This is a genomic window from Methyloligella solikamskensis (assembly GCF_042676065.1).
Classification (GTDB): domain Bacteria; phylum Pseudomonadota; class Alphaproteobacteria; order Rhizobiales; family Methyloligellaceae; genus Methyloligella; species Methyloligella solikamskensis.
This window is the reverse complement of the sequence record NZ_JBHTJO010000001.1, coordinates 61870-88844: the sequence shown is the minus strand read 5'-3', so window position 1 is coordinate 88844 and position 26975 is coordinate 61870. Positions and strand designations below refer to the sequence as shown.

The following is a 26975-nucleotide window of genomic DNA, read 5'->3' as shown; positions in this document are numbered from 1 at the left end:
CGACCGGGCGCTGCGCGGTCAGCTCGCCCCCGCGAAGCGGACTAGCATGAGCGAAATCGAGAATGGAGGACCGAGCGCCCTAGTGCTCGCAAGGGCAATTGCCCGCCGGCCGGTGGTCAGGCCGCCCATCGGAACTGCGCGCGTAGCGCGCTAGCGTGAGATAGTGGAGCCAGGCGGGATCGAACCGCCGACCTCGTGAATGCCATCACGCACGCTCCCTACTGAGCTACGACCAAATTTTGTCGATTGAGACCGACCTTTCCCGTCACCCAAGGATATATCCAGGTGAACTAGCCACGTCGCTGTGAGGCCGCATTTTCTTCGCAACTTGCCGCAAATTGCAGTGCCGACGGGGACTTTACGTATGTTGCGCGATGAGATGACCAAGCACGGGGCGACGCTGTTCCGCTACCGCTCCTTCCTGCCGTTCCTGATCCTGCCGCTCGCGATCTATTACTTCGCGGTCTTCATGGCGCGGGACACGGGCGGGGAAGGCGCAGAGCAGCTTATCCAGCACCTCGCGCTGCTGGTCTCCCTCTCCGGTCTCGCCCTCCGGGCCTTCACCGTCGGCTACACCCCACCCAACACCTCCGGCCGGAATACCAAGCAGCAGAAAGCGGACCGCCTGAACACCAAGGGCCCGTATTCGATCGTGCGTCATCCGCTCTACACCGCGAACTTTCTGATCTTTGCCGGCTTCCTGCTGCTCTTCGAGAGCCTCGGCTTCTTCCTGATCGGCACCCTGGCATTCTTCCTCTACTACGAGCGAATCGCCTCCGCCGAGGAGAGCTTCCTGGAAGGCAAGTTCGGCGAGCGCTACCGGCGCTGGAGCGCGCGGGTGCCGGCCTTCTTCCCCAATCCGTTTCTGTGGCGTGCGCCCAGCCGCGGCTTCTCCGTCCGCAAGGTGTTCCGGCGGGAGACCCCGGGCTGGCTTCTGGTGGTGAGCGTCTTCACCCTGTTCGAGATCGTCGAGGATGTGCTGTTCGAGCACGAAGGTCTCGTGCAATGGATCCGCCGAGAGCCCGACTGGCTGGCGTTCCTTGCACTCGGCGTGGCGCTCTATTGCACTTCGAAGCTGCTGCGCCGCCGGACGAGCCTGCTCAATTCGATCTAGCCGCCCCGACGCTGGCGTCTGGAAAGCCAGCCGTACGGAGATTAGACTTTGCGGCTGAGGACGGTGCAGAGATGGATCACACTGCGGTATCGGGCGGCACAGTGCATGGGTTGCCGGCCGATTTCGAGGACGCTCTTCGATCGAACGAGCGCGCGTTGAAGACGTGGGAGGATATTACGCCTCTCGCGCGCAACGAATGGATCTGCTGGATCGAATCCGCCAAGAAAGAGCAGACGCGGAAGAAGCGTATCGCCTGGGGTTGTGAAAACCTTGAGGATGGCAAGCGCCGCCCGTGCTGCTGGCCGGGCTGCCCCCATCGCTAATCGTCCTGCGCAGCGGCTCAAGCACGACCAATCGAGCATTTCGCGTTGTCGCGCCCAGGCGGACGACACGCCTGCGTGCGCTATGATCTGAGGCCATGGAGGTTCTCATCATCACCTATGGCAGCCGGGGCGACGTCCAGCCCTACGTGGCGCTGGGCCGAGGGCTGCAGGACGCCGGCCATGAGGTGATGCTCGCAACGAGCGTCCGCTTCGAGGAATTCGTCGAGAGCAACGGCCTCGCTTACGGCTATTTGAACGACGACCTCCTCTCCATCATCGATACGGACCAGGGAAAGGAGCTTATCGAGAAGGCCGGCAATCTCTACGAGATCGCCAAGCGGACCTACACCATGGCGCGCCAGGTCGCGCCGCTGCAGAAGCAGCTGATGCGCGAAAGCTGGGAGGTCGCGAAAACCTTCCAGCCCGACTTCATCGTCTTTCATTCCAAGGGCGGAGCCGCGCCCCACATCGCCGAGAAACTCGGCATCGGGTGCGCGCTCGCAACGCCCATCCCCATGTTCGTGCCGACCGGCGCGTGGCGCTTTGTGGTCGCCCCCGACTGGAACCTGGGAGCCTGGTACAATCGGGCGAGCTACCGGCTGATCCATCTCCTTGTGAATCGCGTCTGGCGCAAATACGTGCGCAGCTTTCGCGCCGGGCTGGACCTGCCGCCTATCGCCGAGTTCGATTTTCTGAAAGAAGCGGACGGGACGCCGATCCCGATCATCCACGCTCATAGCGAGGCCGTACTTCCCCGGCCCGACGACTGGCCTGACTACGCCTACATCACCGGCTACTGGTTTCTCGACGGTCCAAATGACTGGGAACCGCCCCAGACGCTGACTGACTTCCTGGAGGCCGGTCCGCCGCCCGTCTATGTCGGCTTCGGCTCTATGGCCGGACGCGATCCTAAACGCATGGCGGAGATCGTTGTCGAAGCCCTGCAACGGGTGGGTTTGCGGGGCATCATCGCGACAGGATGGGGAGGGCTGAGCGCGGACGACCTGCCCGAGACGATCCTCAAGATCGATGAGGCGCCCCACGAGTGGCTGTTCCCAAAGATGGCCGCCGTCGTCCATCACGGGGGCGCCGGCACCACGGCGGCAGGCTTGCGTGCAGGAAAGCCGTCTGTGCTGGTCCCGTTCTTCGCCGACCAGCCGTTTTGGGCCTCCCGCGTCTATGCGCTCGGAGCGGGACCGAAGGCGATTCCGCGAAAGAGGCTGACGGTGGATAAGCTCGCGGCGGCGCTGAAGGAGGCGACGACCAATCAGGATATCATCGACAAAGCTGCAAGCCTCGGCGCCGAGATCCGAAAGGAGCACGGCGTTGCCAACGCCGTCGGCCTCATCGAGCGCTTGGCCAAAGTGAGCGAATTGTCGTGAGGAAAGATCGAGCGCCTTAGCGCTCGCAAGCCCGACCGGGCGTCGCGCGGTCAGCGCGCCCTCGCGGAGCTATCCGCGAAGCGGATCAGCGTGAGCGAAATCGAGAATTGGAAAACCGAGCGCCTTAGCACTCGCAAGGGCGACGGCCCGCCGGCCGGTCAGGCCGCCCATCGGAGCTGCGCGCAAAGCACGCTAGCGTGAGATCAAAAGAGAGATGGTGGAGCCAGGCGGGATCGAACCGCCGACCTCGTGAATGCCATTCACGCGCTCTCCCAACTGAGCTATGGCCCCATCTTGGTGTGAAGCTCGCCTCGTTCGCCGGCCAGATTTATCTGGGGCCCGAAGCGAGACCGATCAAGTAAATGAGCGAGCGGCCAAACGCAAGCCCATGCATGGGTAGATCGGTTTCGAATCAAATTTTTGGTGAAGATCAGGTGTCGTCGTCGTCGTCCTTTGCGCCGCCGATCAGTCCGCTGACGCCTTCTTCGTCGTCCTCGTCGTCTTCGAGGAATGTATCGTCGTCGTCATTATCGTCGGGGATATCCGCATCGTCGTCGCCGAGATCGATGTTTTCATCGTCGTCGTCGTTATCGTCGGTCTCGTCTTCCCGCGCATCTTCGAGGCTGATGACGTCCGCGTCCTCCTCGACGACTTCGACATCCTCCTCTTCCGCCTTGGCCTTGGCTTTCGGCTTCGGCTCTTCGGCAACAGCCGCCGCCTTGCTCCGGCGCCCAGACGGTGCTTGATAGGCCGCCTGGCAGACGGGGCAGGTAATCGGCGACTTGTTCAGGTCGTAAAATTTCGCCCCACAGCTGGGGCAAACACGCTTGGTTCCCCGGGCAGATGTGGACATTTGGACCCCTCGTGCTCCATCAACCCAATTTTTCACCCCATTGCCACGGCTTTTCAGTGCTGTCAAAAGCTAATGGTCGAGTCGCAACATCATCGAATTTTGCCAATGTCACAGCCTCTGACCGCACGCCGATCTGAGGGCCTCACCGGTCGTCTCAAAGTTCCCGGCGATAAGTCGATTTCTCACCGCGCCCTCATCCTCGGCGCGCTCGCAACGGGCCGCACCCAGATTAGCGGTCTGCTCGAAGCCGAGGATATCCTCGCCACGGCCCGCGCGGTCGCGGCGCTCGGCGCCGATGTTTCCAAGGATGGCGATCGCTACACGGTGATCGGCCGGGGGGTCGGTGGACTGAAGCAGCCCGACGGTCCGCTCGATTTCGGAAATTCCGGAACCGGCGCTCGGCTCATGATGGGTGTCGTCGCAGGCCACGCCATGACGGCGGAGTTCACAGGCGACGAATCTCTTTGCCGCCGTCCCATGGCTCGCGTGCTCACGCCTCTCCAGGAGATGGGGCTTGAGGTGGAAGGCGAGGGAACGACCCTGCCACTCACCTTGCGCGGCACCCAGGATCTGATCCCCCTGCGCTACGAGCTTCCCGTGGCCTCCGCCCAGGTGAAGTCGGCGATCCTGTTGGCGGGACTCCATGCGCCGGGCCGCACCAGCGTGATCGAGACCATGCCCACCCGGGACCACACCGAGCGCATGCTGCGCTATTTCGGTGCGGAGATTTCTGTGGAGGATCGCGAGGGCGGCGGCAAGATCGTCACCGTCTGCGGCGATGCGGAGCTGACGGGCGCTAGCGTCTACGTCCCGTCCGATCCGAGCTCGGCCGCTTTCCTGCTGGCCGCTGCGCTCATCACGCCGAACTCCGACGTGACGGTCGAAGGCGTGCTCATGAGCCCGACCCGCACCGGCTTCCTGGACACAGTGCAGGAGATGGGCGCCGATATTGAGATCCTGGATCAGCACGAGGCGAGCGGCGAGACCATCGCCAATGTCCGCGCCCGGACCAGCAGCCTGAAAGGCGTCACGGTCCCGGCCGACCGCGCTCCCAGCATGATCGACGAATATCCGGTGCTCGCCATGCTGGCGGCCTTCGCCGAGGGCGAGACCCGCATGGAAGGGCTCGCCGAGCTGAAATTGAAGGAAAGCGACCGCCTGGCCGCAACGGCCGCAGGGCTTAGCGCCTGTGGCGTGGAGGCGGAAGTCGATGGCGACAATCTGATCGTCCAGGGCGCCGGTGCGGTCGAAGGCGGCGCCATGATCACCACCCATATGGATCACCGCATCGCCATGTCCTTCCTGATCTTGGGGCTAGGGGCGGCGGAGCCGGTCACCGTGGACGACGGCAGCATGATCGCCACCAGCTTCCCCGGCTTCGTCGAGCTCCTGTCGGGCATGGGCGCCGAGATCAGCTAGAGTGTAGCGACACGTTCTCCGGGGGAGCCGCTCATGATGATCATCGCCGTTGACGGGCCGGCCGCGAGCGGCAAAGGCACCTTGAGCAAGCGCGTGGCGGTGCATTACGCGCTGGCCTATCTCGACACGGGCTCGCTCTACCGGGCCGTGGCCCGCGATACGGTCATCGCCGGCGGCGATCCGCGCGACGAGGACGCGGCGGTAGCGGCCGCGGAGAAGATCGACCCCGATACTCTTGAGGATCCGGGCTTGCGCGCCCGTGGTGTTGGCGAGGCCGCCTCGATCGTTGCGGCCCATGCCAAGGTCCGGACAGCTCTGCTGGCCTATCAGCGAAGCTTCGCAAAACAGCCCGCCGGCGCGGTGATCGACGGCCGGGATATCGGTACCGTCATCTGCCCCGACGCCACCGTGAAACTCTTCGTCACCGCCACTCCGGAGGAACGCGCCCACCGCCGCTATCTCCAACTGATCGATGGCGGCGTCCAGGTTACGGAGGACGAGGTCCTGGCCGATATTCGCCGCCGGGACGAGAGGGACCAGGGAAGAGAGGCCGCGCCTCTTCTCAAAGCTGACGACGCGCACTTGCTCGACACCACGAATTTGAGTATAGACGCGGCGTTCAAGGCTGCCATCGATGTGATCGATGCCGCTTTGGGCCGCACCGGGTCCGCTTCCTAAAGAAGCCCCCTAATCGCGGTCCCCTATTTCGCCTTTCCGCCACTGAAAAAATCGCGGCCGGACGAACAGGCGCAGCTTGCAGCCCGAACAGAGCTACCAGAAGAGATGACGGCAGCGATCTGACGCATGTCTTCGGGTATTTGAACAGCAATTTGGACGATCGGAAACGATCGGACGAGGACGGACAAGACCGTCGCAAGACGCCCAAAGGGGCTTAGGAGTATTGATGAGCGAACCGCAAACCAGCGTAGAACAGCCGAGCCACGACGAATTCGCAGCGCTTCTTGAAGAATCTCTTGCCAATGTCGCGCTCGAAGAAGGCACCGTTGTTAAGGGCACCGTCGTCGGCATCGAGAAGGACGTTGCGGTTATCGATGTCGGTCTGAAGACCGAAGGCCGCGTGGCTCTGAAGGAATTCGGCGCCACTGCAAAATCCGAAGATTTCAATGTCGGCGACATCGTCGACGTCTACCTGGAGCGCGTCGAGAATGCGCTCGGCGAAGCCGTTCTGTCGCGCGAGAAAGCCCGCCGCGAAGAGAGCTGGGTCCGCCTGGAAGAGAAGTACAAGAACAACGAGCGCGTCGAAGGCATGATCTTCAACCGCGTCAAGGGCGGCTTCACCGTCGACCTCGACGGCGCCGTGGCGTTCCTGCCCGGCAGCCAGGTCGACATCCGCCCCGTGCGCGATGTCTCGCCGCTCATGAACGTGCCGCAGCCCTTCCAGATCCTCAAGATGGATCGCCGCCGCGGCAACATCGTCGTCTCCCGCCGCTCGGTTCTGGAAGAGCATCGCGCGGAGAAGCGCTCCGAGATCGTCGGCCGTCTCGAGGAAGGCCAGGTCATCGAGGGCGTGGTCAAGAACATCACCGACTACGGCGCCTTTATCGATCTGGGCGGCATCGACGGCCTGCTTCATGTCACCGACATGGCCTGGCGCCGCGTGTCTCACCCGTCGGAGATCGTCAATGTCGGCGACACGGTGAAGGTGCAGATCATCCGCATCAACACCGAGTCCCAGCGCATCAGCCTCGGCATCAAGCAGCTGGAGGCCGATCCGTGGGAAGGCATCGCATCGAAATACCCGGTGGGTGCGCGCTTCCAGGGCACGGTCACCAACATCACCGACTACGGCGCCTTCGTGGAGCTGGAGCCGGGCGTTGAGGGTCTGATCCACATCTCCGAGATGAGCTGGACCAAGAAGAACGTTCATCCCGGCAAGATCATCTCCACCAGCCAGCAGGTCGAGGTGCAGGTGCTCGAGGTCGACGCCGAGAAGCGTCGTATCTCTCTCGGCCTGAAGCAGACCCAGGAGAACCCCTGGTCGGCCTTCGCCGAGTCCCACCCGGCCGGAACCGAAATCGAGGGCGAGATCCGCAACATCACCGAGTTCGGTCTGTTCATCGGCCTCGAAGGCGGTATCGACGGCATGGTTCACCTCTCCGACCTCGACTGGAACAAGTCGGGCGAAGAGGCTCTGAAGGACTACAAGAAGGGCGAGATGGCCAAGGCTGTCGTGCTCGAGGCCGATGCCGAGAAGGAGCGCATCAGCCTGGGCATCAAGCAGCTCGGCGGCGATCCCTTCGAAGGTGAGCCCGGTGCCGAGAAGCTCAAGAAGGGCGCCCGCGTCACCTGCGAGGTCACCGACGTCAAGGACGGCGGCCTGGATGTGAAGCTGGTCGATTTCGATCTTCCGGCCTTCGTCCGCCGCGCCGACCTGTCCCGCGAGCGTTCCGAGCAGCGGCCCGACCGCTTCGGCGTTGGCGAGAAGTTCGACGCCGTGATCACCCAGTTCGATCCGAAGAACCGCAAGGTCAACGTCTCCATCAAGGCGCTCGAGATCGCCGAAGAGAAGGAGGCGGTCGCCCAGTACGGCTCCACCGATTCCGGTGCGTCCCTCGGCGACATTCTCGGTGCGGCTTTGAACAAGGCTGGCGATGGCGACGAAGCCCCGGCCGAGGAAGAAGCCAAGCCGAAGAAGAAGACCAAGGCCGCCGCCAAAGCCGAAGAGAAGGCTGAGGACAAGGCCGAAGAAACGGCTGACGAATCCGCCGAAGAGACCAAGGACGAAGCGTCCGACGAGTCCTCCGAAACGGACAAGTAACGATCCTATCGCCGCGCCCCGAATTCCGCTTCGGGGCGCGGCTTTCATGCTATATAGCGGCAATCTCGAACCCGCCGGGCATGACTGATGGCTCCTGACAGCGAAGTTCTGATCGACCGCCGCCGAACCCGACGGCGCCTGACCTTCTGGCGTTTCGCGGCCGTGACCCTTGGCTTGCTGCTGATCATGGCGGTGCTGCTGAGCAACGCGAAGTTTGCCGGCCAGGCAGGTGTCCTGCCTCATGTTGCCCGGGTCGAAATCAACGGCATCATCACCGACGACCGCAAGCAGACCGAGCTCCTGGAGCGTCTGCGCAAGGCCGATCAGGTCAAGGCGGTCATCATCGCCATCGATAGCCCCGGCGGCACCACCACCGGCGGCGAAACCCTGTTTCTCGCGATCCGGCGCCTGGCCGAAAAGAAGCCTGTGGTCGCGACCTGCGGCACGCTCGCGGCGTCCGGCGGCTATATTGCGGCCATCGCAGCCGACCGTATCTTCGTTCTGGGCAACACCATCACCGGCTCCGTCGGCGTGATCTTCCAGTGGGTGAACGTCACCGAGCTGCTGGACCATGTCGGTGTGAAGGTTGAGGAGGTTCGCAGCGGCAAGCTCAAGGCCGTGCCGAACCCATTCGAGCCGGCCAGCGAGCCCGCCCGCGAGCTCACCCAGGAGATGGTCGACGACGCCAAGGACTGGTTCTTCGGCCTGGTGAAGGAGCGCCGCAAGATCGATCTTGACGACGTCCCGGGCCTGAAAGAGGGCCGCGTCTACTCCGGCCGCCAGGCTGTGAAATACGATCTGGCCGACGTCGTTGGCGACGAGCGCGCCGCCCGCAAATGGCTGGCGGACGAAAAAGGCATCGCCATGAGCACCAAGGTTATCGACTGGACGGTTGAAGAGGAGGACGAGGGTCTCTTCACCCAGCTCTTCGGCAGCGTCGCGACCAGTTTTGGCTTACCATTGAAGGAGATGAGACAAGTCGCTGGAGCACTCACCGACTCCCTCCAGCTTGACGGTCTGGTCTCGCTTTGGCACGTTAACAACCGTTAGTTGGGGGGTACGGCCGATATCGGGAATAACGACCGGCCGAGCGGGGCGTAATATGATAAAATCTGAATTGATCCAGCGGATTGCCGCTGCGAACCCGCATCTCTTTCAGCGGGATGTTGAGCGCATCATCAACATCATCCTGGATGAGATCGTTGCAGCACTTGCGCGCGGCGAGCGGGTGGAGCTGCGCGGCTTCGGCGCATTCACCGTCAAGCACCGTGCGGCGCGCCAGGGGCGCAATCCGCGCACCGGCGACACGGTCTTCGTCGAGGACAAATACGTGCCTTTCTTCAAGACCGGCAAGGAGCTGCGCGAGCGCTTGAACGGAGAGCACGAGAACCAGCCCCAAGCGGAAGCGAGCTGAGGCCGAAGCCAAGCGAGAGCTTGGGCGAGGCCGGGCCGAAGTTTGCGGGCTGCCGGAAGGTGAACGCGCATGCGAAGCTTCGGATTTGCCCAAGCGCCCAAATCCATGAGGCACCCAGTTGCATGAGGTAAGGCCCGGTGTGGCGTAGTTTCGGTTTCGTCCTGATCGTTCTGCCCCTGGCGATCATCCTGATCGCTCTGGCTGTCGCAAACCGTGCGCCCGTCGATCTGGTGCTCGACCCCTTCGCGGGCCGCTTCGTGATCGAGGTGCCGCTCTTCCTGCTCATTTTTGGAAGCCTCGCCTTCGGCCTGTTGATCGGCGGGTTCGCCACCTGGCTCAGCCAGGGCAAGTGGCGCAAGACGGCCCGCAACCGGCGCCGAGAGGCCTACGATCTCCGCCGCCAGGCGGACCGGCTGGAGCGGGAGCTGGAATCTCGCGAGGCCAATCCTCATCAGGCCCGGCTGACCGCCGAATAACACGGCACACCCGGTCGCTCTCCGTTAGGGAAGGAAGGCGCCGCGGATAGACTCGAACGCCCGGATTGCCTAGTCTGCGGAGGCTGCGACAGCGTCCGGATCACGAACGGGCAATGCGGGCAGATTTCTCCAAAATTGACGAATTTTCTTCGGAAGAAGCGTAGATCGTGTCGGTAAAGATCAAGATTTGTGGCGTTCAGACGAAAGAGATCGCCGAGGTGGCCATTGAGGCCGGCGCAGACTATCTCGGCCTAGTCTTTTTCCCGCCCTCTCCGCGCAATGTCTCCCTCGAGGAGGGCGCGGCTCTCGTGAAGACGATCGACGGCCGCGTGCCCACCGTTGCGGTTTTGGTCGATCCCGACGATGAGATGATCGATCGTATTGTAACCACCGTGAACCCTGATTACCTGCAACTCCATGGAAAAGAGAGCCCGGAGCGCGTCGCCGCGATCAAGGTTCGCAGCGAGCTGCCGGTGATCAAGGCCGTGCCCGTTGAGAAGGCCGAGGACGTGGAGGAGGCCGGCGGTTATGTCGAGATCGCCGACATCATCCTGTTCGACGCCAAGGCGCCCAAGGGCAGCAAGATTCCCGGCGGCCGCGGCGAGGCCTTCGACTGGGAGCTGCTGTCCGAGCCGGGCGTGCCGCGCCCCTTCGGAGTGTCCGGCGGCCTCGATGCCAGCAACGTGCTAGAGGCCGTGGCCGTGACCGATCCGGATCTGGTGGACGTCTCGTCGGGCGTCGAAAGCGCGCCGGGCGTAAAGGATGCGGACTTGGTCCGGTCCTTCATCAATGTCGCGAAGCTGTCCGAAGCGGAGGAGCAGCAAGCCGCCCAGTGAGGCGCTTGCGGAAAGAAGATTATGGCTGCATCGCAGACCTTGAATAGCTATCGCAACGGCCCCGACGAGCGGGGGCGTTTCGGCCTGTTTGGCGGGCGCTTCGTTGCCGAGACCCTGATGCCGCTGATCCTCGATCTGGAGAAGGCGTATAACGACGCCAAGGAGGATCCGGAGTTTCAGGCGGAGCTGAAGAGCATGCTGGCCCATTACGGCGGCCGGCCGAGCCCGCTCTATTTCGCCGAGCGCATGACCGAGGAGCTTGGCGGCGCGAAGATCTACTTCAAGCGCGACGAGCTGAACCACACCGGCTCTCACAAGATCAACAACTGTTTGGGCCAGATCCAGCTCGCCCGGCGCATGGGCAAGACGCGGATCATCGCCGAGACAGGTGCAGGCCAGCACGGCGTGGCCGTGGCCACGGTGGCCGCCCGCTTCGGCCTGCCTTGTGTCATCTATATGGGCGCCACCGATATCGCGCGCCAAAAGCCCAACGTTTTCCGCATGAAGTTGCTGGGCGCCGAGGTGAAGCCTGTGACCTCCGGCGCTGGCACCCTGAAGGACGCCATGAACGACGCCCTTCGCGACTGGGTCGCCAATGTGGAGGACACCTTCTACATCATCGGTACGGCGGCCGGTCCGCACCCCTATCCGGCCATGGTGCGCGATTTCCAGTCGGTGATCGGCGAGGAGACCCGCGAACAGATGATGGAGATGGAGGGGCGTCTTCCCGACACCCTCGTCGCCTGCATCGGCGGTGGCTCCAACGCCATCGGCCTGTTCCACCCATTCCTGGACGATCCGGGGGTGGCAATCTACGGCGTCGAGGCGGGCGGTCACGGTGTCGATACAGAGAACGGCCACGCGGCCTCCATGACTGGCGGCAAGCCCGGCGTGCTCCACGGCAACCGCACCTATCTTCTCCAGAACGACGACGGCCAGATCCTCGAAGGCCATTCCATTTCCGCCGGTCTGGATTATCCCGGCGTTGGGCCTGAGCATTCCTGGCTGAAGGATACGGGCCGGGTGAACTACGTGCCCGTCACCGACAAGGAGGCGCTGGACGCCTTCCAGCTCTGCACGCGCCTGGAGGGTATCATTCCGGCGCTGGAGCCGTCTCACGCGCTGGCCCATGTGATCAAGCTGGCGCCGACTCTGCCAAAGGACAATCTGCTCGTGATGAATATGTGCGGACGCGGCGACAAGGACATCTTCGCCGTCGCCGACCACCTCGGCATGGAGATGGGATGACCGAGACGCGTATCGATAAACGCTTCGCCGCCCTGAAGCGCGAGGGCCGCGCCGCTCTGGTGACCTTCGTCACGGCCGGCGATCCGGACTACGACACCTCCCTGGATCTGCTGAAAGGGCTGCCGGGGGCGGGCGCCGACGTGATCGAGCTCGGCATGCCGTTCTCCGATCCCATGGCTGACGGACCGGCCATCCAGGCCGCGTCTCAGCGGGCCCTCAAGGCCGGCCAGAACATGCACAAGACCCTCGATATGGTGCGCGCCTTCCGTGAATCCGATGGCGAGACGCCCATCGTGCTCATGGGCTACTACAATCCCATCTACGTCTTCGGCGTCGACGCCTTCCTGAAGGAGGCCCTGGACGCCGGTGTGGACGGGCTCATCGTCGTCGACGTGCCCCCGGAGGAAGACGAGGAGCTTTGCCTGCCGGCCATGCAGGCGGGACTGAACTTCATCCGTCTCGCCACGCCCACCACCGACGAGCGGCGGCTCCCCAAGGTCCTCGCCAACACCTCAGGTTTCGTCTATTACGTGTCCATCGCCGGGATCACTGGCACGGGCGCTCCCGATGCTGCCAAAGTGCGAGCCCATGTGGGGCGTATCAAAGCCAAGACCGATCTTCCCGTAGCCGTTGGTTTCGGGATCAAGACCCCGGACCAAGCCCGGGCGCTGTCGCAAGGCGCCGAGGGCGTGGTCGTCGGCTCGGCCCTGGTGAAGACGATCGAAGAGAACCTGGATGAGAACGGGCGGGCGGCGGCTGCCACCCGGGACCGGGTTCTGGAGCTGGTGAAGAGCTTGAGCGATGCGCTCCGCCAGCCCGAGAAGGCCGCCGCGATTTAACGGAAATTCGCATCTTTTTGCCGGTTGTGAGAGTTTAAGACCCGTGAATTGGATCAATTCAGTTGTCAGGCCCAAGATCCGCAACATCCTTCGCAAGAAGGAGGTGCCGGATAACCTCTGGGTGAAATGCCCCGATACCGGGCAAATGATCTATTACAAGGATCTCGAGGCCAACGGCTTCGTGGTGCCCGGCAGCAATTATCACATGCGCATGAGCGGCGAGACGCGGCTCAAGTCGCTTTTCGACCGGGGCGTGTTCGAGCCGATCGCGATGCCCGAGGTGTCCGCCGATCCCCTGAAATTCCGCGACGAGCGCCGCTATACCGAGCGCCTTAAGGATGCCCGCAACAAGACCGGCCTTAACGATGCGGTGGTGGCCGGCGAAGGCACCGTGGATGGCCTGAAGGTTGTCTCCGCCGTGCAGGATTTCGCCTTCATGGGTGGCTCGTTGGGCCGCGCGGCGGGCGAGGCGGTGGTGACCGCCATGCGCACCGCGGTCAACCGCAAAACGCCTTTCATTCTGTTTGCCGCCTCCGGCGGCGCGCGCATGCAGGAGGGCATTCTCTCCCTCATGCAGATGCCGCGCACCACGGTCGCGGTGCAGGAGCTTCGCGAGGCGGGGCTTCCTTACATCGTCGTGCTCACCCATCCGACGACCGGCGGCGTCACGGCCTCATACGCCATGCTGGGCGACATCCATATTGCCGAGCCGGGCGCCCTGATCGGCTTTGCCGGACCGCGCGTCATCGAGCAGACCATTCGCGAGCAGCTCCCCGTGGGCTTCCAGCGCGCCGAATACCTGCTGGAGCACGGCATGGTGGACATGGTGGTTCACCGCCACGAGCTCCGGGATACGCTGTCCCGCATCTGCCATCTTCTGATGGAGCGCGAAAGCGGCCGTCAGGTCGCGATCCCCGAGGTTTCCGTCCCCGAGGAGATGAACGGCGTCGAGGCTAAGGATATGCCCGACTCCTCCATCACCGTTGAGGATGGCGAGGCCATGGTCGAAGAGCCTCACGAGCGCCCCCACAGCGCATCGAAGGGGAATGGCGCCAGCCCGATTTCCGCCGAGTCCGATGCCGACGACGTGGCGAATGACGATTCCGCCGACCGGCAGAGCCACGCATCGGGCGATGGCCAGCAATCCGATCGCCCGCCCAACGCTTAGGCCAGCTAGGTTGAACAAACGTCCACCCGATCTCGCGGGCGCCTCGCCTCTCTCCGGCACCTATACCAGCGCCACGCTGCTTGAGCGGCTGCAGCAGCTCCACCCTCAGGTCATCGACCTGTCCCTGGGGCGCATGGAGCGGCTATTGGCTGCGCTCGGCCACCCGGAAGAGAAGCTTCCGCCGATCGTTCATGTGGCCGGAACCAACGGCAAGGGATCGCTCATCGCCTTCCTGCGCGCCATCGCGGAAGCGATGGGCAAGAAGGCTCATGTCTACACCTCGCCCCATCTGGTGGATTTTCACGAGCGCGTCGTGCTGGCGGGCGAGGGCGGCGGCAAGCCGATTCCCGAAGCAGATCTGGTGAAATGCCTGGCCCGTGCCGAAGAGGCTAATGGCGGCGAGCTGATCACCCTGTTTGAGATCACCACTGCCGCGGCCATGGTCGCGTTCTCCGAGGCGCCGGCCGATCTGCTCCTGTTGGAGACGGGTCTGGGCGGCAGGCTGGACGCCACCAACGTGGTGGAGAAGCCGCTGCTCACGGTTATCATGCCGATCTCCATCGACCACGTCTCTTTCCTTGGCGACACGATCGAGAAGATCGCCGCCGAGAAGGCCGGCATCCTCAAGCCCGGCGTGCCCTGCATCGTCGGCCGCCAGCCGCCCGAAGCGCTTAAGGTCATCGAGCGGCGCGCAGCCGAGATCGGCGCGCCGCTCCACGTGGCGGGCCGGGATTGGAACGTTTTCGAGCAGCATCAGCGGCTCGTCTTCCAGACGGAGTCCGTGCTGCTCGATCTGTCCCTGCCGCGCCTGGTGGGCCAGCATCAGGTTGAGAACGCCGGCGCGGCCATCGCCGCCGCCAGCCTGATCTTCGGCGAGGAGCTGACGGCGCCGGCCCTGGAAGCCGGCCTCGCCAACGCCAAATGGCCGGCCCGGCTGGAACGGCTCGCGCCCGGCGCGCTCTACGATCATGTGGACGAAGGAACGGAGATCTGGCTCGACGGCGGACATAACGCCGCCGGCGGCTCGGCCGTAGCCCTGGCGCTCGCCGAGATGGACGAGAAGGCGCCCGCGCCGCTTCAACTCATCTGGGGTATGATGGAAGGCAAGGAGGCTGAGGCCTTCCTCGCGCCCTTCAAGGGGCTCATCGAGCGCATCTACACAGTGCCGATCCCCGACGAGCACAATTCCTTCGAGCCCGGCGTGCTGGTTGACATTGCCACCCAGGAGGGGTTCGAGGCCGTAGCCACTGACGGGTTGATCGAAGCCCTTGAGCGGGCTCAGGCCGACGCCGGCGACACGGCGCGCATCCTCATCTGCGGCTCGCTTTATCTAGCGGGCCACGCCATGCGCTACCACCGCGGCAGCCGCGCTTGAGATAAGCGCGCCTAGCCGCCGGCTATTTTCTTCAGATTTTCGAGAAGGACGGTTGTCCGGCTACGCCGCAGCGGCGCCGATCGTGCCCTCGATCCACTCGGCCAGACGGCTCTTCGGCTGCGCACCCGTATGGGTCGCGGCCAGCTCGCCGTCCTTGAAGATCATCAGGGTCGGGATCGCCCGCACATTGTAGCGGGAGGGCGTACGCGGATTCTCGTCGATATTGATCTTGGCGACCTTGATCTTGCCGCCATACTCTTCCGCGATCTCCTCCAGCGCCGGCGCGATCTGACGGCAGGGTCCGCACCATTCGGCCCAGAAATCCACCACCACAGGGGTCGAGGATTGCAGAACTTCGGCTTCGAAGGTGTCGTCGGAAATCGTGGAGGTTGCCATGTTTTTCTCCTCTGCCGCAGGCGGGCCTCAGGAAGAAGCCCGTCGCCTAAGGGGCAACCTAGGTATGCCCCCCATCGGCGTCAAGACTGGCTTCCTTGCAATATCTTTGTTTCGGCCCGTGCAAGTTGGTCTTCGGGGATTTCCATCAGGCGTGCGCCGTCTGTCCATAGCAGGCAACAGCGGATTTTCCTGTTTGGATAGAGATCCTTGAGGGCGATCCGGTAGGCCGCCAACTGGGAGATATAAGCGGGTGCGACGTCCTCCGGTTCCAACGGGGGCGGACGATTTGTCTTGTAATCGAGGATCAGCGCTTCGGACTCGGAGAGGACCAGCCGGTCGATTTGACCGCTGAGCAGCCGCGCGCTTTCGCCGCTTCCGATTCGTGCCACCACGGGCACTTCGGCCAGGCTTCCGGGCGCGAAGAGGGCAGAGAAGTCCGGATGTCCGGCAACGGCGAGCGATTCGGCTACGATCTCGTCCTGCAGGGTTTCCGGCAGTCCCGCGCCCCGCACGGCAATGAAGCGCTTTGCTGCCGTCTCCCGCTCTTCCACCGGGATTTGCGGCAGATGCTCCAGCAGAGCATGGACCAGCCGGCCTCGGGTGAAGCGATGATCTTCTGCCAGCGCCTTCGGCCCCAGCGGTGGCGATTCGAAGCTCTTCGCTGTTCCGGGAGGCGCTTCCGTCTCGATGCCCGATGGCGTGAGCGGGGCCATGCCGCGCTCTTCCGGCACCGGCCCATGGGCCCAGTCGGGGAGGGCTTCCGCCGTGTCCTCACCACCCCGTCGATCTTCTTCCCGTACAACCTTCTCCGGCGGCGAGGTCAGCCGGTAGACGGGCCGGCCCTCGGCGTCTTCCGTCTCAGTCAGGAGACCGCGCAGGGCGATGCGCGCCAGGTCGTACCAGGAGCCGTTGCCTTCCTTACCCGGCTTCCAGCCGCAGATATAGAGCCGGTCCCGCGCCCGGGTCATCGCCACGTAGAGGAGCCGGTGATACTCCTCCAGCTCCGCATCCTTCGCGGTCTGCTTGGCGTCGTCCAGCGGCCCGATTCCCTTGGCGCCTGCCGCCCAGACGATATGGGCGCGCGTATCCTCAGGCGTGTTGGGGCGGGGGATCTCGAACAGAGTGCGCCGCCCGTGATTGGGCAGGCGGCAGGTGTCGGGCAGAAACACCACCGGCGCCTGGAGCCCCTTGGCCCCGTGCACGGTCATGATGCGCACCTCGTCGCGCTCCTGCTCCATATCCCGCTTGATCTCCAGATCGCCCGCCCGGAGCTGATGCACGAAGCCCTGAAGCGAAGGCGCCTCCTCCCCGTCATAGGCGAGCGCCAGTTCCAGCATCTCGTCGATCGCCTCCGCCGCCTCCGGCCCGAGCCGGGTCAGGAAGCGCTTGCGCATATCCTGCCCGTCATGGCCCAGCACATGTGCGAAGAACTCATAGGGCGGCATCAGGTCCGCCATGCCGAGCCAGTCGGCGAGGGTGATCGCCGCCTCGGCAAACCGCGAGTCGTCAGCGCGATCCTGCAATGCCCGCCAGAGCGAGCCCCGCCGGTCATGGGCCAACGCGAAGAGGTCGTCGTCGTCGAGACCGAAGAGCGGGCTCTTCAGCACCACGGCCAGGGCGAGATCGTCCTCCGGCATCAACAGGACATCCGCCAGAGACAGCAAATCCTGCACCGCGAGCTGATCGGTCAGCACCATGCGGTCGGCGCCCGCCACCGGAATGTTCAACCGCTTCAGCCAGCGGATCATGGAAGGCACGAACGGGTTCCGCCGCTGCACCAGGATCAGGATATCGCCGGACCGCACCGGCCGGTCGGCGGAAAGCAGCATCTCCTTCTCGTCCAGCCAGCGTCGGATGGTCCGGGCGATTCGTTCGGCCAGGGCCTCGACCGCCCGCTTGATGGCGCGCTCCTCATTCCACGGCTCGAAGGGCGGCGTCGGATTCGGCTTCTCCTCCTCTTCGGCCTCCCACAGCTCCACCAGCCCGGCCTGGCCCTCCCGGAAGGCGTGATGCTGAATCACCGTTTCCGTTTGCCAGCTCAGCCCCCTTGCCGCGCATGCGTTTGAGAAGACTTGATCCACCGATTGCAGCACCGGCGCCACGGAGCGGAAGGAAAGGTTGAGGGGGACGTCGTGCCAAAGCTGCTCCGCCTGCTTGGCCTGAGCGGCGAACTGGCGCCCATAGGAGCCGAACTGGGCCGGGTCCGCCCCCTGGAAGCTGTAGATGGATTGCTTCTCGTCGCCCACGGCGAACAGGGTCCGTACCCGCGCGCTCGCGCCTTCTCCGGCGAAGAATTCCGCGGCAAGCGCCTTCACGATCTGCCACTGGGCCGGGTTTGTGTCCTGGGCCTCGTCCACCAGGATGTGGTCGATCCCGCCGTCGATTTTGTAGAGCACCCAGGCCGCCGCCATGCTCCGGTTGAAGAGCCGCAGGACCTTCTCGATGAGATCGTCGTAATCGAGCGCCGCTTCCGCCTGCTTCGCACGGGTGTAGGCGCCTTGGATGGCATCGGCCAGGGTCAGCAGGGCGGTGCTGGCCTCGGCGCAGGTGAGCGCCTGGATATCCCGGTCGATTGCGGCATAGCGGCTCTGGGCCACGTCGAGCTTGGCGCAGAGATCGGGGGCGGCCTTCTTGACCGCCGCGCTGCAAACCCGCGACCGCGCCTTGCCTTCGCCCGTGAAGAAGATCGGCCGGAGCGCCGCGGCGCGGGCCGGGCCTTTCGTTCCCTTCGCGTTTGCAGCGGCCTTCAGGACCCGCTCGTCGTCGCCCGTCGTGCCGCCATAGGCCGTGATCGCTTCGACGAGATCGGCTAGCTCCGCGTCGGAAAGCACATCCCCAAGCGAGGCCTGGAGCGCGCCTGCGTCACTGCGCGCCTCCAGCCCGAACAGACTTTTCAGTGCTGCGCATTCCCGGTCCGGCCAGTCATCGGCCTGACCGTGCAGCCCTTGAAGCTCCAAGAGAGCGTGCCGCTTCTCCAGCGCTGCCTGGATTACCGTGCGGAACTGATCCTCGCCCGCGAGCCGTACGACCCGGGTCAGCGCGCGGCCCAGCCGGCTGTCCCGGTTTGCCGCGGCTTTGCCCAGCACCTCATCGAAGGCATCCGACGAATGCCGCGCCTGCTCGCGCTCCTCCAGGATGGTGAAATTTGGTGCCACGCCCGCCTCCAGTGGAAAGCGTTGCAGCAGCCGTTCGCAGAAGCCGTGGATGGTGTGGATCTTCAGCCCGCCCCGCGCTTCCAGGGTGCAGGCGAACAGCCGCCGCGCCGTCACCATGTCTTTGAGCTCCGGCGCCCGGCCCAGCACCCGCGTGAGCGACTCCTGCAGCTTCTCGTCTTCCGCCCTCGCCCAGCCGGCGAGCGTATCGAGCAGACGGTTCTGCATCTCCGCTGCCGCCGTCTTGGTGTAGGTCAGGCAGAGGATGCATTCCGGCGCGAAGCCTGCCAGCAACAGCCGCAAGATGCGCCGGACCAGCACGGCCGTCTTGCCCGTGCCCGCATTGGCGGACACCCAGACGGACGCCTCCGGCTCCGAGGCCTTCGCCTGGTTGCGGTCGGCGATCTGAAGCAGCTCGCTCATCGCCTACTCTCCCTCGCCGCCGGCATTGCCCCACTCGTCCACCCGGGCGAGCTGGGCGTAATCGTCGTAGCGATAGGCGCTGCCGAAATGGGTACCGCTTCGGCGCATCGCTTCGTAAGCGCGGGCCTCGTCGTCGAACTCCTTCACCAGCCCGGCGAGCGCCACCACCGCCTCCTCGGCGAGAGCCTCGGGCGATTGTTGGCCGGCCTCGCGCTCCTCGCCGCCATCCCGCCGGCCGGAGGCCTGGATGTAGCGGAGCGCCGAAACGGGGTGTGGCCCGATCTCGCCGAAACCGGAGAGGCGCGCGATCGCCGCTTCGAGAGGGAGCTGCGGTGCATGCATCCCGTCCACCGCCTTCGGCGCCGGCGGAGCGCCCGTCTTGTAGTCGTAGATCGCGAGCGTCCCGTCCTCGCGGAGATCGATCCGGTCGGCCCGGGCCGAGAGCTCGAAATCGACCGCATCCAGCCGCAAGCTGCCGCGCACCTCGCTGACGATCTCCCTCACGCCTTCCCGGCGCATGGGCTCGGTCTCGGCGAACCAGCGGGCGAAGTTCTCGAAATGGGGCCGCCAGAACGCTTCGATCCGGGCCGCTCCGCCGAGCCCTGCGAAAAGCTCGTCGGCGATAGAGATCAGCGTGGCCGCGATATCGTCAGGCAGATGATCCGGATAGCGTGCGGCAAAGATCGATAGGGCCGCATGCACCACCTTGCCCCGCAGCGCCGGATCGGCCGCTTGGCCGAGAGGCGGCAGGGGCTCGAGCCGCAGGATGTCCCGGGCGTAGACGTCGTAGGGATTGGCGATCCAGCGCTCGATGCGGCTGACGCTCAGCCTGCGGGGGCGTGCATCGAGCGGCGGCTTGGGGGCCGGCTGCTCCACAGGAGAGAAGCTCTCCACGTGATCCCGCATCTTCGCCCAGGCGGTCCAAGGCGCGGTCGGCTTCAGCGCGTCGTCTGCCGCAATGGCCTCGGTCAAAGCCGTCAGCCGCTGCACCCAGCGCGACGGAACCGTGGGCACCCCGTCCACCTTAAGGGAGCGGGTGAGGAAGATGTGGTCCGCGCCTAGGCTCTGAGCGAAGTCATGAGCCGACAGCCCGATCCGCCGCTCCGGCGCGGGGAGCCCCAACGCCGTCCGCATGGTGCGGTTGAGCCAGGGGCCGGGCTCTTGCGGCTTCGGCCATGCGCCCTCGTTGAGCCCGCCGAGGATCACCACATCGGTTTGCTGCAGCCGGGCTTCCAGCGGACCCCAGATGAAGAGCCGCGGATGAGCGCCACGGGACGGACGCACCACCTGGCCCGCCAGCAGGCTGCGGTAGAACGCCGGGTAGTCGGCAGCGCGTAATGTCGTCCCGCCGCCTTCCGCGATCAGATCCCGCAAGAAGACCGAGAGCGCCTCGCCAGCATCCCCCAGCCACAGCCGGTCGCTCGTGCCCGTCTCGTCGGTCGCCAGAGCCTCGGCGGACGCGGCATGGGCCTCGGCGAAAGCGGAGGCCGTTGCTTCGCGCCCCAGACCGGTGAGCGGGGCGAAGGCGGCCTCCAGCTCGTCGACCAGAGCGAGCACCTTCTCGATCTCTTCGCCCTTCAGCCGCCGGGCTGCGTGAGGCCGGTCCGGCTCGGTCGTTACCGCGGCGCGGATGCCGGCGAAGCCCTGACCGAGATAGACATCTCGGAAAGCTGCCCGCTCCAGCAGCCGCGCGACCGTCCGCATGGCGCCAGCATTGCGTCCCAGACGCGTCAGCGGATGCTTCAGAAGTGCCATCAGCTCCGGCGGCGCGAAGTCCGAATCCACCGCATCCAGCACCAGGGAGAGAAACGCGCCCGGCACAGTCCGCGTGACGGGGGTGCCGGCGGAATCGTCGATGGCCAGACCGAACTGGCGGACCCGCGCAGCGACCCGGCGCGCAAGCGCCCGGTCCGGCGTGATGAGCGCGGCCTTCCGGTCCGGCACTTCCACGACACTGCGCAGGATGAGCGCGATGGCCTCCGCCTCGTCCTGAGGGCCCGGCGCCTCGATCAGTGACACGCCGTCTAGTGCCCCGGCGATTTCTTCATCCCCCGGCAGAGCTTGCCAGCGATCCGTCGTCTCCGCCGGGCGCAACACCTCGCTGACCAGACGCAGCCTTGCCTGGCGGCGCGTGTCGGGCTCTGCACCGGCCACGGTCGCGACTTCGAACCGCTCGACCTCGAGCCGCCGCAACAACTCCCACATGCCGGCCTGGGGATGCTCCGGATGGCGCCCAAGCGCGTCCCAGCTTTCATCGTCGAGAGCGAGATCGAGCCCGGGCAATACGACAGCCCCATTGGGCAGGGTCGCGATGGTCTGCAGCAGCCGCGCCGTGGCGGGCACGGTGCCGGTCGAGCCTGCCGCGATCACAGGGGCATCGCCGATCGCGGCAAGCCGCTCCCGCTCCTGATCCATCAGGATCCGCCGCCGCTCCGCCGGCGAGACCAGGCCGTTCTCGTCGAGATAATCCGGCCAATTCTCCGTCACGATCTTCAGGAAGTCGATGGTCTGAGCCCAGTGCCCGGCAAGCTCTTCCGGCACCAGCGACTCGAGCTCGGAGATATCCGCCTCCTCGCGGCCGATCTCGTCCATGAAGCGCCCGAGATCGTCGGCGAGATGGGAGGCTTGCGCAGGCGTGATAGGTGGCGGCTGGTCTTCATTCTTCGGCAGGGATTTTTCCCAGGCGAGGATCAGCCGCATCAGGGCGAAGCGCCGCTGCAAGTTGGAGATAGCTGGCTTCCCCGCCACGCCCTCGCCTTCGTTCAGCTCGGCGCTGAACAGCAGAGTCTCCTCCTCCGGATCGCCCAGCGCGCGGATCTGCGGCAGCAGCAGGGTCTTGCCGCCGGCCGCTGCGAGGAATGCCTCGCGAAGCCCCCGTGCCGCGCGCCGGGTCGGCAGATAGATGGTCAGATCGGGAAGATCGAAGGGGTCCGGCGCGGCCCCGCCTGCCTGTGGCAGGTCGCCCGACAGGATCGCTTTCGCCAGCGTCTCAAGAAACGGCGCCGAAGGCGGGATGGTGTAGAGGCGCGGGCGCTGTCCCGAGGGCTCAGCCACCGGTTTCCTCGAGCCGCGCTTCCGCCTGGGCGACCGCATCCGGCGTGCCGATATGCATCCACTCACCGTCGAGCGTCGCGCCATAGAGCCGTCCGGCAGAAAGCGCGCGGTCCCAAAGTACGTTAAGGGAGAAGGCGCCATCGGGCGCATCATCGAACAGCCGCGCATCGCACAGCGACACGCCGGCGAAGACCAGGGGCGCGAGGGGCGCATCGCCCCGGCGGGTCAGCCGCCCGGCATCGTCGAGGAAGAAGTCGCCCTTGCCGGGATAGCCGAGGCTCGTCTCCCGCTCCGCCAAGAGAAGCAGTGCATCCATGGCGGAAGGGTCCCACAGCTCGGCAAGCGCGTTAAGGGCCGACGTCCCGTTCTCCCGCCATAGCGCATCCGAGTTGTGGATAAGGAACGGGCCGTCGCCGAGCAGGGGCAGCGCCTTTTTCACTCCGCCGCCAGTATCCAGCAGGGCATCGCGCTCATCGGATATGGTGATCTCCGGCGCACCGGAACGCGCTTTCAGATGGTCTTCGATGATATCCGCCAGATAGTGGACATTGACCACGGCGCGGTTGACCCCAGCGTTCGCCAGCCCGTTCAGCACATGATCGATCAACGCCTTGCCTGCGACGGGCACAAGCGGCTTCGGCCGGCTTTCGCTCAAGGGACGCATGCGCGTGCCGAGACCTGCGGCGAGCACCATGGCGGTAGAAACGGAAGTCAAAGGGCGGTCTCTCAAAGGCCAGGGGGCGGAAGCGCGTCGGCCTCCGGAAGCGCATCCTTGTACCACGATCGTAGGCCGGACAAGTCCGGGTGATGGAGACTGCGCTCAAGATAGCGCGCCACCCGCGGCATGTGGTCGAGATAGCGCCGCTTGCCGTCGCGCGAGGCGAGGCGTGCGAAGATGCCGAGGATCTTGCTCGCCCGCTGGGCGCCAAGAATGGCGTAGTCGCGCAGGAAGTCTTCCGTGGTGAAAGCCGGGTCCATGTCGTCCCGGCGCGAGCAGTAGTAGTCGAGCAGCTCCGCCTCGAGCGGTGCGGGCACGTCAATGCGGGCGTCCTGCAGCAGTGAGACGAGGTCGTAGGCCAGCGGCCCGATCATCGCGTCCTGGAAGTCCAGCAGCCCGACGCGGCGCACGGCTTCCCGCTCTTCCAGCCAGATCAGGTTGGGGGAATGGTAGTCCCGCAGGACCCACCCTGGGTCTTCAGGTGCGACTGACTCCAGCAACGGCCGCCACACATCCAGATAAGCCTCGCGCTCCGCCGCCTCGGGTGTGCGGCCTTGCACGGCCGGCCACAGCCAGTCGATCAAAAGCGAAGCCTCGATCAGCATCGCGTTCGGATCGAAATGGGGCAGCGTATAGGGCGCGTGCCCTGGAATTGGGAGCGGGCCGGTCGGCGGGGCCTCAGACAAGGCCAGCAGCACATCCACCGCCTCGCGCATCAGCGCCGCCTGGCTATCGCCGTGACCGTAGGACGGCGTGAAGACGTGATCGCCGAGATCCTCCAGCAACAGGAAGCCGGCATCGAGATCGCCATCATAGATCTCCGGCGCCGAGAGCCCACGGTCCCGCAAGGCGATCCCCACCGCCACGAACGGCGTGACGCTCTCCGCCAGATGGACGAGCTGGCTATAGGGCTTGCCGTCTTCGATGGGCGGACCGTCCGGCATGGCCGGCGAATTCATCAGGATCGCGCTGTCGCCGCTATGGAGCACCGCCCTTGCGTAGCTCCGCGTCGAGGCATCGCCCTGCACGAACTCGAGTTGGGCGGTGGCGAAGTCGGTCCCGTCGAGGAAGACATGCAGCGCCCTCATCCGATCGAGCCGGCCGGCCCAGCCGCCATGGCCGGTCAGAACCAGGTCGCGGGTCTCCGGATCGTCCGTCTCATGAAATGCGATGGAGAGCCGGTCGTCGGCGAAATCCCGATCCGCCCGCTCCGGCCATTCGGCGAGCACAGCCCCGTCGGCCAGTGCATCCTCCAGCCCAAGCTCTTCGGCCTCGCCCGCTTCCAGCCGGTAGAAATCGCAGTGATGGATAGGAAAGCGCGGCGTCGTGTAGCTCTGCACAAGACCGAAGGTGGGGCTCTGCACCTCCTCGGTGCTGCCGAGCCGCAGGATCAGCGCCCGCGCGAATGTCGTCTTGCCCGCGCCCAGCGGCCCTTCGAGACCGACGAAATCGCCCGGAAGCAGAAACAGGCCGATCAGCTGCGCCAGCCGGTCGAGGCCGGCCAGATCCACTCTCTCAACTCGCCACTGGGTGTCGCTCATCCTGCAAGGCTGGATTTCTTGTCGGCGCTAGAGCCTTCGGACGCATCGTGCCCGCCGCGCGGCAGCCAGACCCGGAACTCGGTGCCTCGGTCGACCTCGGTGCTGAGCGCGATACGGCCGCCATGGAGCTCCACGAGGCTTTTCACGATGGCGAGCCCCAGTCCGGCACCGCGGCGGCCTGCGCCGGACGCCCGGCTCTCGAATGGCTCGAAGATGGAATCCTGCATCTCGTCGGGAATCCCCGGACCCTCGTCCTTCACGCAGAAGCGGATCATGTCGTCCTCTTCGCTGCAGGTCAGCTGCACGGCGCTGCCGCTCGGCGAGAAGCTGACGGCGTTGGAGACGAGATTGTACAGAATCTGGTCCAGCCGCTGCTGGTCCGCCGTCACCCGATCGACATTCTCGCCGATCTTCACGGAGAGCTGCACGCCGTTTCGCTGCAGCTCGTCCGCCAGCGCCGTCTCCAGTGACGAGACGACATTGCGGACATCGACCCCGTCTTTCTCCAGATGCAGCGCACCGGCATCGATGCTGGCGAGATCCAGAATGTCGTCGATGATGGTCCGCAAGGTGCGGCCCGAAGAGCGGATGTCGCCGAGATATTCCACCTGCTTCTCCGACAGGGGGTCCGGCGCGACGTCAAGCAGGAAGTCGGTGAAGCCGACGATATTGGTGAGCGGCGTCCGAAGCTCGTAGGAAACATGGCGGATGAAGGTGGTCTTCAGCCGGTCGGCGGTCTCGAGCGCCTCGTTCTTCTCGATCAGGGCGCGCTCGGCGCGGACCGAGTCGCTGACGTCGACATAGGTGAGCAGTGTGCCCCCATCGGGAAGCGGCAGGGCGGCCGCCGCGATCACGCTGTCGTCTTCCCGGTCGAACTGGCTCTCGTAGGGGTAGCGCTCCGAGGTGATGGAGGTGACGGCCGCCTTGGTGCGCGCCCATTCCTCGTCGTCGTTATAGAGAACCCGGCAGCTCTCGATCACCTCGTCGATATGGGGGTTGCCGTCGAGCTGGCGCGGATTGAGCCGCCACAGGTTCGCGAACGCCTTGTTGTAGAGCCTAAGCGCGCCGTCCTGGGAGAACACGGCGACGCCTTCGCGCAGCGTGTCGATGGTCTCGCGCTGCACCTGGGTCATCTCGTTGTAGCGGCTCTCCAGGGCAAACCGCTCGGTGACATCCTCATAGAGATAGGTCACGCCCTGACCCGGCACGCTGTCGATCACGACATGGAGCGCGCGCCCGTCGGGCAGGTGCCATTCATCGTCGAACTGGGCGTCGCGGCCATACACCTCCAGCCAGCTCTGCTTCCAATCGCGATAGTCGGCCTTCTCCGGCAGCTGACGTGCGAAGCGCAGCTTATCCAGGATCTCCGCATCGAAGGGGCGGTTGGCGAGCCAGTCGCTGTCGAGCTTCCAGAGATCTGCATAGGCCTGGTTGAAATGAACCAGCCGCTGCTCTGAGTCGAAGACGGCAAACGCTGTGGCCATGCGGTCGAAGCCGCGCAGCTGGGCATCGAAGCTCCGGTCGCTTTGGGTGGAGCCAATGACCTCGCGGGCGAGCCCGGCCGAGACGCCGCCTCGGCCCACGACCTGGGCGGAATAGCGCTGCGCGCCCCGGCTCGTCGAGACCAGGATCTGATCGCGGAATTCGCCGACGCGTGCCAAGCTCTTTTCCGCCGCTTTGCGGTTGTCGGGCGGCAGGATGTCGATCTGCTCCTGCACGGCGGTTGTCGCGGCATCCGCTTCCGTCGCTTCCGCGTAGGCCTGGTTCACCCAGGTGATGTTTCGGTCCGGGCCGCGCAGCCAAGCCGGTTCTGGCATGCTGTCGAGAAGGGATTTCAGCGCGCCGACCTGCGCATCCAGAAGCCGGTGCCGCTCACCCACCCGGGCCGCGTCGAGCCGCTGGCCGGTCACGTCGCGCACCTTCAGGGTCAGGCAGGGCCCGGCGGCCCGCCCGTCGATCTCGATATGCTTGCCCGCAAGAGTGGCGAGCATCAGGTTGAACCCATGGCCCGTCTCGGTCAGGGACGCGATCGCCTTCTTCAGGCTATCGACGCCGTCCTGGGGCAGCCATTCGGAAAACCGCATGAAGGCGTCCGCTGCGCTCGGAACGCCGAGGCTCTGGGGGAGGTTGGCGATCAGCAGCTTCGGCGCCTGAGACTCGGTCCAGGCGAAGAGGAGTTGAGGCTCCGCGGCGAGGATCGATTCCAGCCGCATCTTCCGGCTGCGCAGGGTCTCGGCCTCGGCCGACGCTGCCTCGGCCCGCGCCCGCGATTGCCGGGTCATGCGCATCGCATAGAGCGCCGTGCCGATGGCGAAGGCCATCACGCCGATCATGGTGCCGAGAATCAGAAGAAGCCGGATATCCAGCCCGCTGCCGTCCAAGCCTCCGTCCTGCGCGGCGGCTTCGGAGCTCGCCGCGAGATGCAGGCAGAAGGATAGCAACGCAGACGGAAAAAGGTGCCGCGG

General features: G+C 65.2%; 21 protein-coding genes and 2 tRNA genes. 14 read left to right on the top strand and 9 right to left on the bottom strand.

Translation table 11 applies throughout. The features are described 5' to 3' along the window. Positions 1 to 164: 164 nt before the first annotated feature. Positions 165 to 230, bottom strand: a tRNA-OTHER gene (locus ACFQ2F_RS00385). 134 nt (positions 231 to 364) lie between these two features. Here ACFQ2F_RS00385 and ACFQ2F_RS00380 point away from each other — a divergent pair. The 3 genes from ACFQ2F_RS00380 to ACFQ2F_RS00370 all read left to right on the top strand — a co-directional run bounded on the left by ACFQ2F_RS00380 (position 365) and on the right by ACFQ2F_RS00370 (position 2819). After that, a complete protein-coding gene (locus ACFQ2F_RS00380) occupies positions 365 to 1114 on the top strand; it encodes a methyltransferase family protein (RefSeq protein ID WP_379084052.1) in 750 nt (249 codons plus the stop codon). A 71-nt stretch (positions 1115 to 1185) separates the two neighbouring features. Beyond that, positions 1186 to 1437, top strand: coding sequence for a YdeI/OmpD-associated family protein (locus tag ACFQ2F_RS00375; protein WP_379084049.1), 252 nt, complete (start codon positions 1186 to 1188; stop codon positions 1435 to 1437). Positions 1438 to 1532: 95 nt separating this feature from the next. Beyond that, positions 1533 to 2819 (top strand): glycosyltransferase, encoded by a 1287-nt coding sequence (locus tag ACFQ2F_RS00370; RefSeq protein WP_379084046.1) that lies wholly within the window; start codon positions 1533 to 1535, stop codon positions 2817 to 2819. Positions 2820 to 3034: 215 nt separating this feature from the next. On the opposite strand, the gene ACFQ2F_RS00365 is transcribed toward ACFQ2F_RS00370, so the two are convergent. Both ACFQ2F_RS00365 and ACFQ2F_RS00360 read right to left on the bottom strand, forming a co-directional pair. Next, positions 3035 to 3110: transfer RNA gene (locus ACFQ2F_RS00365), tRNA-Ala, on the bottom strand. Positions 3111 to 3249: 139 nt separating this feature from the next. Continuing rightward, entirely contained in the window at positions 3250 to 3672 is a 423-nt protein-coding gene (locus ACFQ2F_RS00360) for a TIGR02300 family protein (protein WP_379084043.1), read from the bottom strand. Between the two features lie 105 nt (positions 3673 to 3777). Between ACFQ2F_RS00360 and aroA the strand changes: the two genes are divergently transcribed. From aroA to ACFQ2F_RS00305, 11 genes are all read left to right on the top strand, one after another. Next, positions 3778 to 5091 carry a 3-phosphoshikimate 1-carboxyvinyltransferase gene (gene aroA / locus ACFQ2F_RS00355; protein WP_379084040.1) on the top strand — a complete coding sequence of 438 codons (1314 nt, stop codon included), beginning with the start codon at positions 3778 to 3780 and terminating at the stop codon, positions 5089 to 5091. A gap of 36 nt (positions 5092 to 5127) precedes the next feature. Beyond that, positions 5128 to 5769, top strand: a complete 642-nt coding sequence (gene cmk / locus ACFQ2F_RS00350; protein WP_379090537.1) for a (d)CMP kinase — start codon at positions 5128 to 5130, stop codon at positions 5767 to 5769. A gap of 226 nt (positions 5770 to 5995) precedes the next feature. Next, a complete protein-coding gene (gene rpsA / locus ACFQ2F_RS00345; protein ID WP_379084037.1) occupies positions 5996 to 7870 on the top strand; it encodes a 30S ribosomal protein S1 in 1875 nt (624 codons plus the stop codon). Positions 7871 to 7957: 87 nt separating this feature from the next. Continuing rightward, positions 7958 to 8920 (top strand): signal peptide peptidase SppA, encoded by a 963-nt coding sequence (sppA, locus tag ACFQ2F_RS00340; protein ID WP_379084035.1) that lies wholly within the window; start codon positions 7958 to 7960, stop codon positions 8918 to 8920. A gap of 52 nt (positions 8921 to 8972) precedes the next feature. Beyond that, the gene (gene ihfB, locus ACFQ2F_RS00335) at positions 8973 to 9284 is read left to right on the top strand and encodes an integration host factor subunit beta (RefSeq protein WP_379084032.1); all 312 of its coding nucleotides are present in this window, start codon (positions 8973 to 8975) and stop codon (positions 9282 to 9284) included. 137 nt (positions 9285 to 9421) lie between these two features. Beyond that, complete coding sequence (locus ACFQ2F_RS00330; RefSeq protein ID WP_379084029.1) at positions 9422 to 9760, top strand: LapA family protein; 339 nt, start codon at positions 9422 to 9424, stop codon at positions 9758 to 9760. Positions 9761 to 9927: 167 nt separating this feature from the next. After that, positions 9928 to 10596, top strand: a complete 669-nt coding sequence (locus ACFQ2F_RS00325; RefSeq protein WP_379084026.1) for a phosphoribosylanthranilate isomerase — start codon at positions 9928 to 9930, stop codon at positions 10594 to 10596. Positions 10597 to 10617: 21 nt separating this feature from the next. Then, complete coding sequence (trpB, locus tag ACFQ2F_RS00320; RefSeq protein WP_379084024.1) at positions 10618 to 11844, top strand: tryptophan synthase subunit beta; 1227 nt, start codon at positions 10618 to 10620, stop codon at positions 11842 to 11844. Continuing rightward, positions 11841 to 12683, top strand: coding sequence for a tryptophan synthase subunit alpha (gene trpA, locus ACFQ2F_RS00315; protein WP_379084021.1), 843 nt, complete (start codon positions 11841 to 11843; stop codon positions 12681 to 12683). The genes trpB and trpA overlap by 4 nt, the downstream gene beginning before the upstream one ends. 43 nt (positions 12684 to 12726) lie before the next feature. Then, positions 12727 to 13851, top strand: coding sequence for an acetyl-CoA carboxylase, carboxyltransferase subunit beta (accD, locus tag ACFQ2F_RS00310; RefSeq protein ID WP_379084018.1), 1125 nt, complete (start codon positions 12727 to 12729; stop codon positions 13849 to 13851). A 10-nt stretch (positions 13852 to 13861) separates the two neighbouring features. After that, positions 13862 to 15226: a bifunctional folylpolyglutamate synthase/dihydrofolate synthase gene (locus ACFQ2F_RS00305; protein WP_379084015.1), complete on the top strand. Its 1365-nt coding sequence runs from the start codon at positions 13862 to 13864 to the stop codon at positions 15224 to 15226. Between the two features lie 60 nt (positions 15227 to 15286). On the opposite strand, the gene trxA is transcribed toward ACFQ2F_RS00305, so the two are convergent. From trxA to ACFQ2F_RS00275, 6 genes are all read right to left on the bottom strand, one after another. Then, positions 15287 to 15622 carry a thioredoxin gene (gene trxA / locus ACFQ2F_RS00300; protein ID WP_379084012.1) on the bottom strand — a complete coding sequence of 112 codons (336 nt, stop codon included), beginning with the start codon at positions 15620 to 15622 and terminating at the stop codon, positions 15287 to 15289. Between the two features lie 80 nt (positions 15623 to 15702). Beyond that, on the bottom strand, positions 15703 to 19197 hold the full coding sequence (addA, locus tag ACFQ2F_RS00295) for a double-strand break repair helicase AddA (protein WP_379084009.1): 3495 nt from the start codon (positions 19195 to 19197) through the stop codon (positions 15703 to 15705). Between the two features lie 3 nt (positions 19198 to 19200). Beyond that, positions 19201 to 22251, bottom strand: a complete 3051-nt coding sequence (addB, locus tag ACFQ2F_RS00290) for a double-strand break repair protein AddB (protein WP_379084006.1) — start codon at positions 22249 to 22251, stop codon at positions 19201 to 19203. Further along, positions 22244 to 22966 carry a nucleotidyltransferase family protein gene (locus tag ACFQ2F_RS00285; protein WP_379084003.1) on the bottom strand — a complete coding sequence of 241 codons (723 nt, stop codon included), beginning with the start codon at positions 22964 to 22966 and terminating at the stop codon, positions 22244 to 22246. Before ACFQ2F_RS00285 ends, addB begins: the two co-directional genes overlap by 8 nt. Positions 22967 to 22977: 11 nt before the next feature. Then, entirely contained in the window at positions 22978 to 24510 is a 1533-nt protein-coding gene (gene tsaE / locus ACFQ2F_RS00280; RefSeq protein ID WP_379084000.1) for a tRNA (adenosine(37)-N6)-threonylcarbamoyltransferase complex ATPase subunit type 1 TsaE, read from the bottom strand. Continuing rightward, the gene (locus ACFQ2F_RS00275; RefSeq protein WP_379083997.1) at positions 24507 to 26891 is read right to left on the bottom strand and encodes a sensor histidine kinase; all 2385 of its coding nucleotides are present in this window, start codon (positions 26889 to 26891) and stop codon (positions 24507 to 24509) included. Before ACFQ2F_RS00275 ends, tsaE begins: the two co-directional genes overlap by 4 nt. Between the last annotated feature and the right edge of the window lie 84 nt (positions 26892 to 26975).